Origin of the sequence: Kitasatospora sp. NPDC007106 (genome assembly GCF_040634455.1) — a bacterium.
In the GTDB taxonomy this organism is placed as follows: Bacteria; Actinomycetota; Actinomycetes; order Streptomycetales; family Streptomycetaceae; genus Kitasatospora; species Kitasatospora arboriphila.
Map to the genome: position 1 here is coordinate 1 of NZ_JBEYFP010000116.1, position 13633 is coordinate 13633.

Consider the following 13633-nt stretch of genomic DNA (forward strand, 5'->3'; position numbering starts at 1 on the left):
GAGGCCGAGCGCGTCGAGGACGGCCCGGGCCCGGTCGGCCGGGTCGGTGGCGGCGGGCGGCGGCGCGGCGGCCGACGGGCCCGCGGTGTGCAGCTCGCCGAGGGCGGCGGCCAGCGCCGCCCGGTTGGCGGCGGCGGTAGCGGCCGGGCCCGCCGTTGCGGGGGCCGCCGGGGTGGTGGCGGTGGTCATGCGGTCTCCTGGGTGCCGGTCGCCCGGTCGGCGAGCGGGGTGCCGGCGCGCGCGGTGTCGGCCAGCAGGGTGCGGTACGGGCCCGGGACGGCGGCGAGTTCGGCCGGGGTGCCCTGCTGGACGATCCGGCCGTCCGCGATCACCACGACCCGGTCGGCGGCCTGCACGGTGCTCAGCCGGTGGGCGAGCACCAGGCAGCTCGTGCCGCGGCGGCGAAGGTGCGCGTTGACGGCGGCCTCGGTGTGCGCGTCGAGCGCCGAGGTGGCCTCGTCCAGGACCAGCAGGGCCGGTTCCAGGGCGAGCGCCCGGGCGAGTTCCAGGCGCTGGCGCTCGCCGCCGGAGAGGTTGCGGGCGTCCTCCTCGATCCGGGCGCCGTCCGGGCCGCCGCGGCGGCGCACCAGCTCGGCGGCCTCGGCGTCGGCGAGCGCCCGGTGCAGGGCGTCCTCGGGCAGGGCCGGGTCCCAGAGCGTGAGGTTCTCCCGGACGGTGCCCTCGAAGAGTCGCAACTGCTGCTCCACGTAGGCGACCTGGGAGGTCACCACGGACCGGTGCCAGTCGTCGCGGGGGCGGCCGTCGAGCAGCACCCGGCCGCTCCAGGGCCGGAGCACCCCGGCGGCGAGCCGGGCCACGGTGGACTTGCCGCTGCCGCTGGTGCCGACCACGGCGACCCACTCCCCCGGGCGGATCCGCAGCGAGATGCCGGAGATCGCCGGCGGGCGGTTGGGGTCGTAGCCGAAGGAGACGTCCTGCAGCTCCAACTCGCCGGTCAGCCGGGCGGGTTCGGCGGGAGCGTCGAGGACGGGGACGAGGAAGGGGTCCGGCTCGGTGGTCTCCACGTCCTCCAGCAGCGCGTTCTGCGCCCGGGCGACGGTGAACTCCGATCCGGTGCCGACCAGTTGGCCGACCGGCAGGAGGAAGCCGTTGAGCAGCAGCAGGAAGGCCACCAGGGTGCCCAGGGTGAGCGAGCCGCCGAGCAGCAGCGCGGTACCGGCCACCACCACGGTCGCGGTGGCGGCCGAGTTGAGCGCACCCGGCAGCGACAGCGGCACGATCACCGCGGCCGTGACCTTCTGACCGGTCTCCATCGCCCGGGCCTGCCAGCCCGCCCAGGAGCGGAAGAAGGAGTCCTCGGCGCCCTCGGCCTTGACCGTCTCGATCGCCGACACCCCGGCGAAGGCGACGCCGTCGCGCTTGTACTGCTCGGCGTGCAGCCGGTGCACCAGGCCGCCGCGGCGCCGGTCGGCCACCCGCAGCGCCAGTACGTCCAGCACCGCGACGGCGACCGGCACGGCCACGAGCCGGGGTTCCAGCCAGGCCAGCGCACCCAGGTGGACGGCGGCCCCGGCGGCGGAGGCGGCGGCGCCCGCGGCCCGGTACGAGAGCAGCGCGGCCAGGCCGTCGTTCATCTGCACCCGGGTCACCAGACCGCCGAGCTGCCGCCGGTGGAAGAACGAGCCCGGCAGTCGCAGCATCCGCCAGAGGAAGCCGGACGAGCCGCGGGCCGCCATCGCCTCCAGCACCCGGTTGACCAGGCTCTGCTGCAGCCAGGTGCCGAGCAGCACCGTCACGGCGACGCCGGCCGCCGTCAGGGTCAGCGGCAGCGCCCAGGAGGCGGTGCCGGCCAGGGTCACCGAGGCGAGGTAGGCGCGCAGCAGGAACGCCGCCGCGACCCCCGGCACCGCCAGCAGCACCGCCAGCAGCACGGCGAGCAGCAGCGGGCCCGCGAACGGCCGCATCCGGCCGGCCAGGGCGTGCAGCAGCGGGAAGCGGCGGCCGCCGCGCTCGAAGTCCGGGCCCGGCTCGAAGCCGACCGCGATCCCGGCGAAGGACTCCCAGAACTCCCCGGGTGAGGCCGAGTAGGTGCCCAGCGAGGGGTCGTTGATGTGCACGCGGCCGCGCCGGACGCCCTCGAAGACGGCGAAGTGCGGGCCGGTGACCAGCACCATCGACGGCACCGGCACCTTCTCCAGGCCGAGCAGCCGGCCCTCGGCGCGCACCACCCGGCGGCCGCGGGCGATCAGCCCGTACCGGCCGGCGGCGCGGGCCACCGCGGCGGCGCTCACCCCGTCCCGGCTCACCCCGCAGGACCGGGACGCCTCCTGCAGGGTCACCCGCCGGCCGAAGGCGCCGAGCACCACGGCCAGGCAGGCGGCGCCGCAGTCCTGCTCCTCCATCTGCGGCACGACCGGGGTGCGCAGGTAGCGGCGCGGCCTGCGCACCCGCGGAGCCCTCGCGGGCTCCTCCTGCGCGGCGGCCGGACGGGACGTGTCGGCGGCCGCGGCCGGACTCTCCCGGACGTCGAGGCTCATCGCGCGACCCCCTTGCCGAGCACGGCCTGGTACGGGTGGCGGGCGCCGAGGTCGAGGTTCACGGTGACCGGCAGCGGGCCGGGCAGCGCGGCCGCCGACTGCTGCACTGCGGGCGGGAGTTCGGCGTACGCCGTCCAGACCGGGGCCGCGCCGGCGGGCAGGCCCGGCAGCGCGACGGGCAGGGTGCCGTCCAGCGAGTCGGCGCGGGCGGGCAGCGGGTCGACGGCGGTGATCACGGCCCGGACGGGTGCCCCACCGGGGACGGGGACGAGCACCGTCCGGCCCGGCCGCAGCTCCGCGGCCCGCGTCGGGTCGGTGGCGAACAGCCGGACGGTCAACGGGAGTCCGAACGGGTCGAGGGTGAGGACGGGAGTGCCGGGGGCCAGCAGCCCGCCGGGGGCGGCCGCCAGCTCGGAGACCGTGCCCGCCCGGTCGGCCCGCAGCTCGGCCTGCCGCCCGTCGGCGCCGCGCAGCACGGCCACGGCCTGCCCGGCCGCCACCCGCTCACCGGGCGACACCAGCAGCCGGACGACCGTGCCCGCCTGCTCGGCCCGGACGGTCGCCGGGGCGGTTCCGTGGGCCACCACCGCGGGCAGGGCCACGGTGTGCGGCAGCGTGCCGAACACCACCCAGGCCGTCCCGGCGCCGACCGCGAGCAGCAGCGCCGCCGCGGCGGCCGACAGCCGCGCGCCGACCAGCCGCACCGGCTGGTCCAGCCCGGGTTCGAGGACGGCGGCGGCCCGCCCGGCGGCCGCCGCGGTGGCGGTGGGCGCGGTGGGCACCGCGGTCACGGTGGTCACGGTGGGCGCCGCGGCCGTGCTCACCGCGCCGGGCGGTGCGGCCTCGGGCGGTGCGGCCTCGGGCGGTGGCGTCGACGTCGGGGCCGGCTCCCCCGCGACGGTGGGCGTCGGGGCCGGTGCGGCGGTCGTGCCGCCGCGTCGGGTGCGCTTCCTGGTGGCGGTGCCGCTCATGCCTGCCCCACCTCCGTGAGGACCGGTCGGGGCGGGCAGTGCAGCGGGAGTTCGCGCAGGCCGCCGAAGACGAACTGGGTGCTCCAGGGGGCCGTCCGGGTGGTGAGCGGGGTGCTCAGGGCGCGGTGTTCGCCGGCTGCGGCGAGGCCCCGCAGGACGGCGGCTCCCGCCATCAGGGAGAGCGGGGCGCCGAGGCAGTGGTGCGGACCGTGGCCGAAGGCCAGGTGGCGCAGTTCGGCCCGGTCCGGGTCGAAGCGGTCGGGGTCGGCGAAACGCCGCGGGTCCCGGTTGGCGGCGGCGTACAGCAGCAGGACGACCCGTCCGGTCGGGATGACGGTGCCGGCGACCTCCACCTCGCGGGTGAGGGCGCGGGCGCTGGCCCGGACGGGGCTGCCGAGCCGCTGGGCCTCGTCGAAGACGGCGGCGGCGTCGGCGGGCCGCTCGCGCAGCCGCTCGGCGAGGCCGGGGGTGTGCAGCAACTGCCAGACGGCGAAGGAGAGTCCCGAGGTGAGTGTCTCCAGGCCGTTGGCCAGCAGCATGACGACGAAGGCCAGCAGGTCCCGGTCGTCGAGCCGGCCCTCGCCGCGGGCAACGGCGAGCCGGCTGATCAGGTCGTCGCCGGGCCGGGCCGCGCGGGCCGCGCAGAGTTCCTCCACGTAGCTGCGGAACTCCTCGAACTCCGCGTCGAGTTCGGCGATGCGGGCGGCGCCCTCGGTGCCGTCGAAGTCGTCGAGCAGCGAGCGGGCGACCAGGCGGGCCCAGCCGGTGACGCGCTCCTGCTCGGTGTCGGGGATGTCGAGGATCGCGCAGGAGACGGCGACCGGCAGCGGCACGGACAGGTCGGCGACGACGTCGAACGAGCCCGCGGCGAGCAGGGGTTCGAGCATCCGCTCGACGGTGCTCTCGATGCGCTCCCGCATCTGCTCCAGCCGGCGGGCGCTGAAGGCGGTGGTGGCGAGCCGCTTGAGCCGGGTGTGGTCGGCGCCGTCGCGCATCGGCAGCATCCGGTCGACCACCCGGGAGAGCGCGGTGGCGCCGGCCCGGGGCAGGCCGACGGCGGTCGGGTCGACGGCGGTGCCGGGGTGCATGAGGACGGTGACGATCTCCTCGTAGCCGGACACGACGTGCACCCGGCCGAGGTCGAGGACCGGCGCCTCGGCGAGCAACCGGCGGTAGAGCGCGGGTGGGTCCTGCTGCGCGGCGGGCTGTTGGATGAACCGCGTCAGCTCGTGCCGGAGGCTGTCCATGCCCGGCTCTCCTCAACTGGGTCGGTGGGGGTGCTGAGTTGGGGGCGGAAACAGGGTGCCGCGGTGGAACCCGCGAGGCGGGCCCACCGCGGCACAGGACCCGTTACTCCGCGGCGGTCTCGGCGACCGAGTTGGACACGGAGCTGAAGCTGGAGACCGGGCAGGCGGCGCAGGCCAGCGAGCTGACGCTGATGCCACCGTTGACGGTGTCGAGCTCCTCGACCTCGATGTCGAACTGCTCGTTCTCGGTGATCTCGTTCTCGGCCATGGTGGTCTCCCTCCGATGGTCGGCGCCGCTCCCCGGCCGGGGCCCGGTCACCGTTCTCCGCCTTCGTCCGCCGGCCTTTTCTCCGGCTCGCTCTCGGCGACGAGAAAAATATGCACCCGGGGCACAGGAGTACGACAGTAAGGGATGTCAGGAATTCACCCGTGGAAAATGACACACCCTCTTGCATGACATTTTGAACCCCTTCTGACCTGCGCATATGTTGACTCTTGCCTTGACCGCCCACCACCCCTCACGCTGTATTCCATGACATCCACCATCAGCTCCGGAATTCCCGGGACGGCAGCCGTGGAGGTGCGGGACCTGCACCGCCGCTACGGCGATTACGAGGCGGTGCGCGGTGTGTCCTTCACCGTCGCCCGCGGAGAACTCTTCGCCCTGCTCGGCACCAACGGCGCCGGCAAGACGACCACGCTGGAGGTGCTGGAGGGCTACGGCCCGCCGAGCTCCGGCACGGTCCGGGTGTTCGGCCTGGACCCGTACGCGCAGGGCCCCGAGGTCCGCCGGCGCACCGGCGTGATGCTCCAGGAGGGCGGCTTCTTCAAGGAGTTGACCGTCGCGGAGACGGTCGACTCCTGGCGGGGCTTCCTCACCGGGCCGCGGCCGACCGCCGAGGTGCTGGCCCAGGTCGGCCTCACCGAGCGGGCGGGCACCCGGGTCGCCCAGCTGTCCGGCGGCGAACGGCGCCGGCTGGACCTCACCCTGGCCGTGCTGAACGCCCCCGACCTGCTCTTCCTGGACGAACCCACCACCGGCATGGACCCGGAGGCCCGCCGCACCACCTGGCGGATCGTCAAGGAGCTTCAGGCCTCCGGCACCACCGTGCTGCTCACCACCCACTACCTGGAGGAGGCCCAGCAGTTGGCCGACCGGGTGGCCATCATGGACAAGGGCCGGCTGGCCGCGGTCGGCACGGTGGAGGAGGTGCTCTCCGGGCACGGCACCAGGATCACCTTCCCGCTGCCGAAGGGCGTCAGCGAGGCCCAACTGCCGCAGGTGACGGGCGGGTCGGCGAGCGTCACGGACGGCGTCGCGGTGTACACGGCGGCCCGCACCGCCCCGGCGCTGGCCGCGCTGCACGCCTGGGCGGCCGAGTGGTCGGTGGAGCTGGACGGCATCGAGGTGCGGCCCGCCTCCCTGGAGGACGTCTTCCTGGAACTGGCGCACGACGGCCGCGGCACCGACGCGGCGCACGAAGGGGCAGGTGCACGATGACCACCACCGACACGGCGGGCGCACTCGCCGCCCGCCGCTCCGAAGCCGCCCCGGTGGCGGCCGCACCGCGCGGCTGGCCGGGCTACGCCCGCGGCCAGTTCCTGCTCTCCTGGCGGGTGTTCTGGCGCAACCGGCGCTCCACCTTCATCGGCTTCCTGCTGCCGGTGCTGCTCAACCTGGTGGTCGCGGCCCCGCTGCGCGGCAAGGAGATCGCCGGGGTGAACGCGGCCGGCTACACCACCGTCGGCTTCATCGGCCTGGCCCTGGTGACCTCGTTCATCAACCTGCTGAACGGGGTGGTCGCCCGCCGCGACGACCTCGTCCTCAAGCGGCTGCGCGGCACCGAGGTCCCGCCGACGGCGATCTTCGCCGGTCAGATCGGCGCGGGCGGCGCCGTGGTGCTGCTGCAGGTGCTGGTGCTGGGCGCGGTCTCGGTCGGCTGGTTCGGGGCGGAGCTGCCCGCCGACCCGCTGCTCTTCCTGCTCACCGTGGTCGGCGGCTACCTGCTCTTCGCGGTGCTCGCCGTGGCGCTCTCCGGGGTGACCCCCAGCGCGGAGGCGGCGCCGATGGTGGCCACGCCGGTGCTGCTGCTCTGCATGTTCGGCAGCGGCGTGGTCGCCCCGCTGGCCTCGATGCCCGACTGGCTGCAGCCCGCCGCGCACGTGCTGCCGCTCGCCCCGGTCGTGGAGACCCTGCGGACGGCCTGGTTCGGCCGCGGTTTCGGCCACGAGACCTGGGCGGGCGCCCCACTGGAGCGGCTCGACCTGCTGCACGGCTGGGCGCACGCCGCCCCCTCACTGCTGATGATCGCCGCCTGGGTCGCCGCCGCGGCCGTCCTGGGCCGCAGGCTGTTCCGCTGGGAGCCCCGCCGCGGCTGACGCCGCACCGCCCGGCGCGCACCCCCGACCGCCCGGGGGTGCGCGGGGCCGCCGCCCGGGTGTGCGAGAGTGCGGACGGACGGATCGTCAACGGGCGGGTACGAGGAGCGTGGGCGCGGTGGCAGGGCGGGCTTCCGGCAGCACGGCGGACGGCGGCCGGGGCGGCGGCGGGGGCGGCCGGGTCGACGCGGTGGTGGTCGGCTCCGGGCCGAACGGGCTCGCCGCCGCGCTGCTGCTCGCCGCGGCCGGCCTGGAGACCGTCGTCTACGAGGCCGCCGACACCGCGGGCGGCGGCATGCGCACCGCCGAGACCACCCTGCCCGGCTTCCGGCACGACCTCTGCTCGGTCGCCCACCCGATGGCCCTTGCCTCGCCGTTCTTCCGCGCCTTCGGCCTCGCCGACCGGGTCGACCTGCTGCAGCCCCCGGCGCCGTACGCGCAGCCGCTGGACGGCGCCCCGGCCGGGATCGCCTACCGCGACCTGGACCGCACCGCCGAACGGCTCGGCCGCGACGGCCGCGCCTGGCGGGCCCTGTTCGGCCCGCTGGTGGACCGCTGGCAGGGCACGGTCGACGCCGCGCTCTCCGACCAGCGTCGACTGCCCGCCGATCCGCTGACGGCGATTCGACTGGGCCTGCGGGTCGCCGAGTTCGGCACCCCGGCCTGGGGTGCGCGGTTCCGCGACCCGGCCGCCCGGGCGATGCTCGCCGGCGTCGCCGCGCACGCCGTCGCCCCGCCGCGCGCCCTGGCCCCGGCCGGCGCCGGCCTGCTGCTGGCCGCCCTGGGGCACGCCGTCGGCTGGCCGGTGCCGCGCGGCGGCAGCCAGGCGATCGCCGATGCCATGGCCGCCGAACTGGTCCGCCGCGGCGGCCGGATCGTCACCGGCCACCGGGTCGGATCGCTCGCCGAACTCCCGCCCGCCCGGGCCGTCCTGCTCGACCTCACGCCCGCCGGCCTGCTCCACCTGGTGGGGCCCGCGCTGCCCGAGGGGTACGCCCGGCGGCTGCGCGCCTTCCGGTACGGCTCGGCCGTCTGCAAGGTCGACTTCGCGCTGGCCGGCCCGGTGCCGTGGGCCGACCCGGCCTGCGCCGAGGCGGGCACCCTGCACCTGTCCGGCACCCGCGAGGAGACCGTCGCCGTCGAACGCGAGGTCGCCGCGGGCCGCCACGCGGCACGGCCGTACGTGCTGGCGGTGCAGCCGGGGGTCGTCGACCCGGGCCGGGCGCCCGCCGGGATGCAGACCCTGTACAGCTACGCCCACGTGCCGCACGGCTCGACGGTGGACGTCGGCGAGGCCGTGGAACGGCAGGTCGAGCGCTTCGCCCCCGGCTTCCGCGACCTCGTCCTCGCCCGGTCGGCCACCACCGCCGCCGACCAGCAGCTGCACAACGCCAACCACGTCGGCGGCGACATCGGCGGCGGTGCGATGTCGCTGTGGCAGACCGCCTTCCGCCCCGTCCCCGCCATCGACCCGTACGCCACCCCTCTCGACGGCGTCTACCTCTGCTCCTCCTCCACCCCGCCCGGCCCCGGCGTCCACGGCATGGCCGGCCTGCACGCCGCCCGCCGCGCCCTGAAGCACCGCTTCGGCCTCACCGCCGACCCGCTGCGCCGGCTGGCGGAGGGCTGAGCCCGCCCGGCCCGCAAAATCGCCGTTGACGAGCCGCCGGCGCTGCCGGAGGCTGTCCCGGACCGGTCGCCGGAAGGCCGCCCGGGAACCAGCGCTCAGGGAGGGAACCGTGCAGCCACGGAACCGGGCCGTACCCGCCCGCCTCGCCGCGGCCCTCGCCGCGGCGCTGCTCCTCGCCGGCTGCACGCCCGGGGCACGGCACACCGCGGCTCCCGCGCCGTCCGACGGCGGGCCGACCCACGGCAACCGGATCCACACGGGCAGCGAGGCGAGCCCGTCGTACTGGGTGCGGTCACCGACGGACCGGTTCGCCCTCCTGGTGGAGGAGACCGGGTCGAGGAGCGATCCCGGCGGCACCCGCCGCCGGGCGGTGATCAGCTCCTACACACCGTCGCCCTCGTCGACCGGCGAGGGGACGCTCGGGGCGGTGGTGTGGCGCGACACCGCGGAGTACGGCACCTTCGCCGACAGTCCGTCCTTCCGGTGGGAGGAGGCCCGGGACCGCGTCTGGATCGTCCTCACCCCCGGCGGCGTGCCGCACCCGTCGGTGGCGTTCCACGTGGTCACGGAGGGGCCCGACGGCGCCTGGTCGCCCCGCACGGTCGACAGGTCGGAGTACCGGGACGTCCCGGTGTCGGTCCTCCGGAGCGTCCCGCAGCCGGTGCGCGGGGAGCTCGGGCTGCCCTGAGCGCCGGTGTGCCCGGCCGCCCGTGCTCAGTCAGGGCCGGACGGCGGTTCGGCGACGACGACCTCGGCGGGGCGCAGCATCTGGCCGCCGACGCGGTAGCCGGCGCGGACGACCTCGATGCAGATCGGTCCGGTGACCACGGCGGACCGGGTGTAGCCGACGGCGAGGTGCAGCACGGGGTCGAAGGCTTCGCCGGGTTCGCCGAAGGACTGCAGGCCGAGGGCGCCGAGCTCGCTCTCCAGCAGGTCGGCGACGGCGCCGAAGCCGTCGACGACCTCGCCGGCGGCGCGGGCCCGGTCGAGGGCGTCGAGCACGGGCAGTAGCCGGGCGAGCACGTTGGAGACGGCGATCTCGCGGACGGCGAGGCGGTCGCGGTGGACGCGGCGGCGGTAGTTGTCGTACTCGGCCTTGAGGCGGCGCAGGTCCTCGTCGGGCCCGGAGTTCGGGCCCTCTCCGTCGCCTGCCGAGTGCGCCATGGACCGGACTCCCTCCGGACGGTATCCGCAGCCCCTGAAACCGGGATAATTCTGGATAAAGGGCTTGTCAAGGGCCGAGGCAGGGAGGTAGACGCGATGATCACCGAACTGGCCGTGGAGCGGGTCGAATTCACCTGCGGACAATGCTGGCACCACTGGTCCGTGGACTACGACGTCCAGCACTACCGCGACGACGACGGCACCGACTGGGAGTACTTCTCCCGCGACGGGATCGGCGCGGCGTCCCCCTACACGCCGGACGGCGGGGTTCCCTGTCCGCAGTGCGGGCGGCACTGGGTCGGCCATCTCGTGGCCCGGCGGCTGGTGCCGCTGGCCGGCTCCGGCGGGTCCGCGCCGCGCCACCTCGTCGAGGACCGGGAGAGCCACCGTCCGGAGCGGCACGAGGCGCCGCTGCTGTCCGGCACCGTGCACCGCGAGCCGCACCCGGCACCGCCCAGCTGACCACCGGCCGCCGGCCGCCGGCCGCGCTCAGCGCTGCGCGGCGACGGTGGCGTCGATGCCGGCCAGGGCGATGTCCAGCCCGGCCTCGAACTGGCTGTCGCGGGAGGCGCGCAGGCCGCCGTCCTCGGTGGGCGGCAGCAGGTCGGCGTTGTCGAGGAAGCGCGCGTCGGCCCGCTCGGCGACGCCGCGGACGACGCGGTTGAGTTCGTCCTCGTGGAGGCCGGAGGCCCGGACCCGCTCCTGCCACTGCGACTCGGCGAGCGCGAAGCCGTAGACGAACTGCAGCACCAGGCCGAGGGCGCCGCCGAGCCGCTCGCCGGTGAGCCCGGTGCGGCGGATCGCGCCGATCGCGCTGGTGGAGAAGAAGAGCGCGTTGGGGCCCAGGGCGAGGAACTGGCCGGCGAGTCGGGCGGCCCAGGGGTGTTCGTGCAGGCAGCGGCGGTACTCGTGGGCGAGCAGCCTGAGGTGGGCCCGCCAGTCGTCGCCGTCGCCGAGCGGCGGGATCCGCATGTCGCCGAAGGCCTCGTCGAGGGCGAGTTCGAGGAGTTCGTCCTTGTTGTCGACGTACCAGTAGACCGACATGGGGGTGACGTCCAGGGCGGCGGCGAGTTTGCGCATGCTGAAGGCCTGGACGCCGTCGGCGTCCAGCAGGGCGACGGCGGTGCGCACGATCCGCTCGCGGCTGAGGCCGGCGGGCGCGCTGCCGCGGCGCCGCTCGCGGGGCGGCGCCACCCAGATGCTGACGGCCGGGTCGCGGGGCTTGTCCGCCATGCTCGTCCTTCGTGCTCGCTGCACGGCCGCCGGTGCTGCGGCCGTGCAGCGATCGTAGGGCCGGATCAGCCCGCCTGGGCCACCGGCTCGGCGGGGGTGGACGCGGCGGGCGGCGCGTCGGCGGCCCGGCCGAGCAGCCAGGCGGCGACCAGGCCGCCGGCCAGCACCGCGGCGGCGCCGATCAGCTGTCCTGCGGTGAGGCTGTCGGCGAAGGCCGACCGGATCGTGCCGGCGGCGGAGGCGCCGCCGGCGGCGAGGGCGTCGGGCAGCGAGCGGGCGGCGGAGTCGGGCAGCCCGGCGGGCAGTGCGGCGGCGAAGTTCGCGGCGAGGACGGCGCCGAGGACGGCCACGCCGAGCGAGTTGCCGAGTTCGCCGAGGGTGCCCATCAGGCCGGAGCCGACGCCGGCCTTCTCCGGCGGGATGGAGGTCATCACCGCGCCGGCCATGGCGGGCTGGGCGCAGGCGACGCCGGCGCCCATCATCACCAGGCCGAGCAGGATGCCCGGGTAGGAGCCGCCGCGGCCGAAGAGGGCGATCGCGGCGAGTCCGCCGGCCAGCAGCGAGAGGCCGGTGGCGATGGCGGCGGGCGGCGAGAGCCGTGCGGTGAGCCGCATGCCGGTGCCGGTGAGGTTGAGCGCGACGACGGTGAGGGCCATCGGGGCGGTGCGCAGGCCGGCGTCGAGCGGCCCGTAGTGGAGCACGAACTGCAGGTGCTGGGTGAGCAGGAAGAGCGAGCCGCCCATGCCGAAGCTGACCAGGACGCCGCCGGAGACGGCACCGCGGAAGCGCGCGTTGCGGAAGAACGCGAGGTCGAGCAGCGGGTGTTCGATCCGGCGCTCCCAGAGGCCGAAGGCCAGCAGGAAGAGCGCACCGAGGCCGCCGGCGAGCAGGGTGCGGGGCGCCGTCCAGCCGTAGCCGGGGCCCTGGATGACGGCGTAGACGAGGCCGGTGAGGCCGGCCGTGGAGAGCACGGCGCCGAGCAGGTCGGGGCGGTCGCCGCGCGGGTCCTTGGACTCGGGCACCAGCCGGCCGACGGCGATCAGGCCGAGGGCGGCGACCGGCAGGTTGACCAGGAAGGTGGAGCCCCACCAGAAGTGGTTCAGCAGCAGGCCGCCGATGACCGGGCCGAGGGCGACGCCGAGCGAGGCGACGGCTGTCCAGGCGGCGATCGCCTTGGGCTGCTCGTCGGCGTCGAAGGTGCGGACGACGATGGCGAGGCTGGTGGCGAGCAGCAGGCTGCCGCCGACGCCCATGCCGGCGCGGGCTGCGATCAACTGGCCGGGGTCGCCGGCGAGCGCCGCGGCGAGCGATCCGGCGCCGAACAGGCCGAGGCCGATCATCTGGACCTTCTTGCGGCCGTACCGGTCGGCGAGGCCGCCGGCGGCGATCAGCAGGCCCGCCTGGGCGAGCGAGTAGGCGCCGATGACCCACTGGGTCTGGGAGGTGGTGGCGCCGAGTTCCTCGGTGAGGGAGGGCACGGCGACGTTGAGGATGGTGTTGTCGAGGATCACGACGAGTTGTGCCAGACAGATGACCGCGAGGATCACCCATCGGTCCGGGCGGCGCTGGGGATCGGTCACAGCCGGCTCCACTCCCTCTTCTACGGTGTACAAGACTTGTACACCGTAGAAGAGAGTCCGCGCGGGGCGCCACCGATTTACGGCAACGCATCCGCCCGGCGGGGCGTCAGAGTTCGGCGCGGATCTCGTCCAGCGACTCCTGCATCAGCGCCCGGGCCCGGGTGAACCAGTCGGCCAGCACGGCGACCTCCTCCGCGCCGTAGTCGGCGAAGAGGGCGCCGAGCCGCAGGTAGAACGGCCCGTAGGCCTCCATGATCCGCTGCTGGGCCGAAGGGTCCATCGCGATCCGGACCTTGCGGCGGTCGTCCGGGTCGGGCGTGCGGCGCGCGTAGCCGGCCTTCTCCAGGCGGTTGAGCACCCCGGTGACGGCGCCGGTGGTGAGGTTGGCCCGCTCGGCGAGGTCGCCGGCGGCCAGCGACTCGCCCGCCAGATCGGCCTCGATGAGGAAGCCGATGCAGGTCAGGTCGGTGGTGTTGAGGCCGAGTCGCGCCGCGATGTCCTGCTGCCCGAAGTGGGCGAGGGCGATCATCCGGTCCATCGCCTGCAGGGCCTGCTCGGGGGTCGCAGCCGGGCGCGGCTTGCCTTCCACGGACAGTCTCCTTAGCATCTAAGCTACTTAGCTCGTGAGATAAAAGTTCTGCCGGGCGCGGGCCTGCGCCGACGGCACCATCACACCGTACGAGGAGACATGAGCGCACACGGCGACCACGACATGGGGCACACCGTCGCCGGCTGGACGGGCTCCCTGCTCGCCGTCGCCGGCACCGCGGTGGCCGGCACGGCGTTCGCGGCGGGCTCCACCGCCGTCCTGTGGGCGGGCCTGGCACTGCTGCCGGCCGCCGCCCTCACCACCTGGCTGCTGCACCTCGCCGGCTGGGGCAAGGCCACCGGCCCGCGCCCGCCCGGCCGCCGCGACTGGCGGCTGCGCGAC

General features: G+C 75.7%; 14 protein-coding genes and 1 pseudogene. 6 read left to right on the forward strand and 9 right to left on the reverse strand.

The window, feature by feature from the left end; all coding sequences use genetic code 11:
* From ABZ641_RS13345 to ABZ641_RS13365, 5 genes and pseudogenes are all read right to left on the reverse strand, one after another.
* A pseudogene (locus tag ABZ641_RS13345) lies at positions 1-189 on the reverse strand (hypothetical protein); the annotation flags it as partial.
* Positions 186-2498 (reverse strand): ATP-binding cassette domain-containing protein, encoded by a 2313-nt coding sequence (locus ABZ641_RS13350; RefSeq protein ID WP_359981497.1) that lies wholly within the window; start codon positions 2496-2498, stop codon positions 186-188. The pseudogene ABZ641_RS13345 and the gene ABZ641_RS13350, both read right to left, overlap by 4 nt.
* Positions 2495-3469, reverse strand: a complete 975-nt coding sequence (locus tag ABZ641_RS13355) for an acetyl-CoA carboxylase biotin carboxyl carrier protein subunit (protein ID WP_359981499.1) — start codon at positions 3467-3469, stop codon at positions 2495-2497. Before ABZ641_RS13355 ends, ABZ641_RS13350 begins: the two co-directional genes overlap by 4 nt.
* On the reverse strand, positions 3466-4716 hold the full coding sequence (locus tag ABZ641_RS13360) for a cytochrome P450 (RefSeq protein WP_344628501.1): 1251 nt from the start codon (positions 4714-4716) through the stop codon (positions 3466-3468). Before ABZ641_RS13360 ends, ABZ641_RS13355 begins: the two co-directional genes overlap by 4 nt.
* A gap of 103 nt (positions 4717-4819) precedes the next feature.
* On the reverse strand, positions 4820-4984 hold the full coding sequence (locus ABZ641_RS13365; protein WP_179419324.1) for a hypothetical protein: 165 nt from the start codon (positions 4982-4984) through the stop codon (positions 4820-4822).
* A 264-nt stretch (positions 4985-5248) separates the two neighbouring features.
* On the opposite strand from ABZ641_RS13365, the gene ABZ641_RS13370 reads away from it, so the two are divergent.
* The 4 genes from ABZ641_RS13370 (at position 5249) to ABZ641_RS13385 (ending at position 9413) form a co-directional block, all read left to right on the forward strand.
* Entirely contained in the window at positions 5249-6217 is a 969-nt protein-coding gene (locus ABZ641_RS13370; protein WP_359981504.1) for an ABC transporter ATP-binding protein, read from the forward strand.
* Entirely contained in the window at positions 6214-7095 is an 882-nt protein-coding gene (locus ABZ641_RS13375) for an ABC transporter permease (protein ID WP_359981507.1), read from the forward strand. The genes ABZ641_RS13370 and ABZ641_RS13375 overlap by 4 nt, the downstream gene beginning before the upstream one ends.
* Positions 7096-7213: 118 nt before the next feature.
* The gene (locus ABZ641_RS13380; protein WP_359981510.1) at positions 7214-8725 is read left to right on the forward strand and encodes an NAD(P)/FAD-dependent oxidoreductase; all 1512 of its coding nucleotides are present in this window, start codon (positions 7214-7216) and stop codon (positions 8723-8725) included.
* A 109-nt stretch (positions 8726-8834) separates the two neighbouring features.
* Positions 8835-9413, forward strand: coding sequence for a hypothetical protein (locus ABZ641_RS13385; RefSeq protein WP_359981512.1), 579 nt, complete (start codon positions 8835-8837; stop codon positions 9411-9413).
* Positions 9414-9439: 26 nt separating this feature from the next.
* On the opposite strand, the gene grpE is transcribed toward ABZ641_RS13385, so the two are convergent.
* On the reverse strand, positions 9440-9889 hold the full coding sequence (grpE, locus tag ABZ641_RS13390) for a nucleotide exchange factor GrpE (protein WP_344624111.1): 450 nt from the start codon (positions 9887-9889) through the stop codon (positions 9440-9442).
* 96 nt (positions 9890-9985) lie between these two features.
* Between grpE and ABZ641_RS13395 the strand changes: the two genes are divergently transcribed.
* Complete coding sequence (locus ABZ641_RS13395; RefSeq protein ID WP_344624112.1) at positions 9986-10351, forward strand: hypothetical protein; 366 nt, start codon at positions 9986-9988, stop codon at positions 10349-10351.
* Between the two features lie 27 nt (positions 10352-10378).
* On the opposite strand, the gene ABZ641_RS13400 is transcribed toward ABZ641_RS13395, so the two are convergent.
* From ABZ641_RS13400 to ABZ641_RS13410, 3 genes are all read right to left on the reverse strand, one after another.
* Positions 10379-11122, reverse strand: coding sequence for a TetR/AcrR family transcriptional regulator (locus ABZ641_RS13400; RefSeq protein ID WP_359981515.1), 744 nt, complete (start codon positions 11120-11122; stop codon positions 10379-10381).
* Positions 11123-11187: 65 nt separating this feature from the next.
* On the reverse strand, positions 11188-12702 hold the full coding sequence (locus ABZ641_RS13405; protein ID WP_359981518.1) for an MFS transporter: 1515 nt from the start codon (positions 12700-12702) through the stop codon (positions 11188-11190).
* Between the two features lie 106 nt (positions 12703-12808).
* Positions 12809-13291, reverse strand: coding sequence for a MarR family transcriptional regulator (locus ABZ641_RS13410; RefSeq protein WP_359981520.1), 483 nt, complete (start codon positions 13289-13291; stop codon positions 12809-12811).
* Positions 13292-13390: 99 nt separating this feature from the next.
* On the opposite strand from ABZ641_RS13410, the gene ABZ641_RS13415 reads away from it, so the two are divergent.
* The coding region (locus ABZ641_RS13415; RefSeq protein ID WP_359981523.1) for an HGxxPAAW family protein at positions 13391-13633 on the forward strand (243 nt) is incomplete at its 3' end.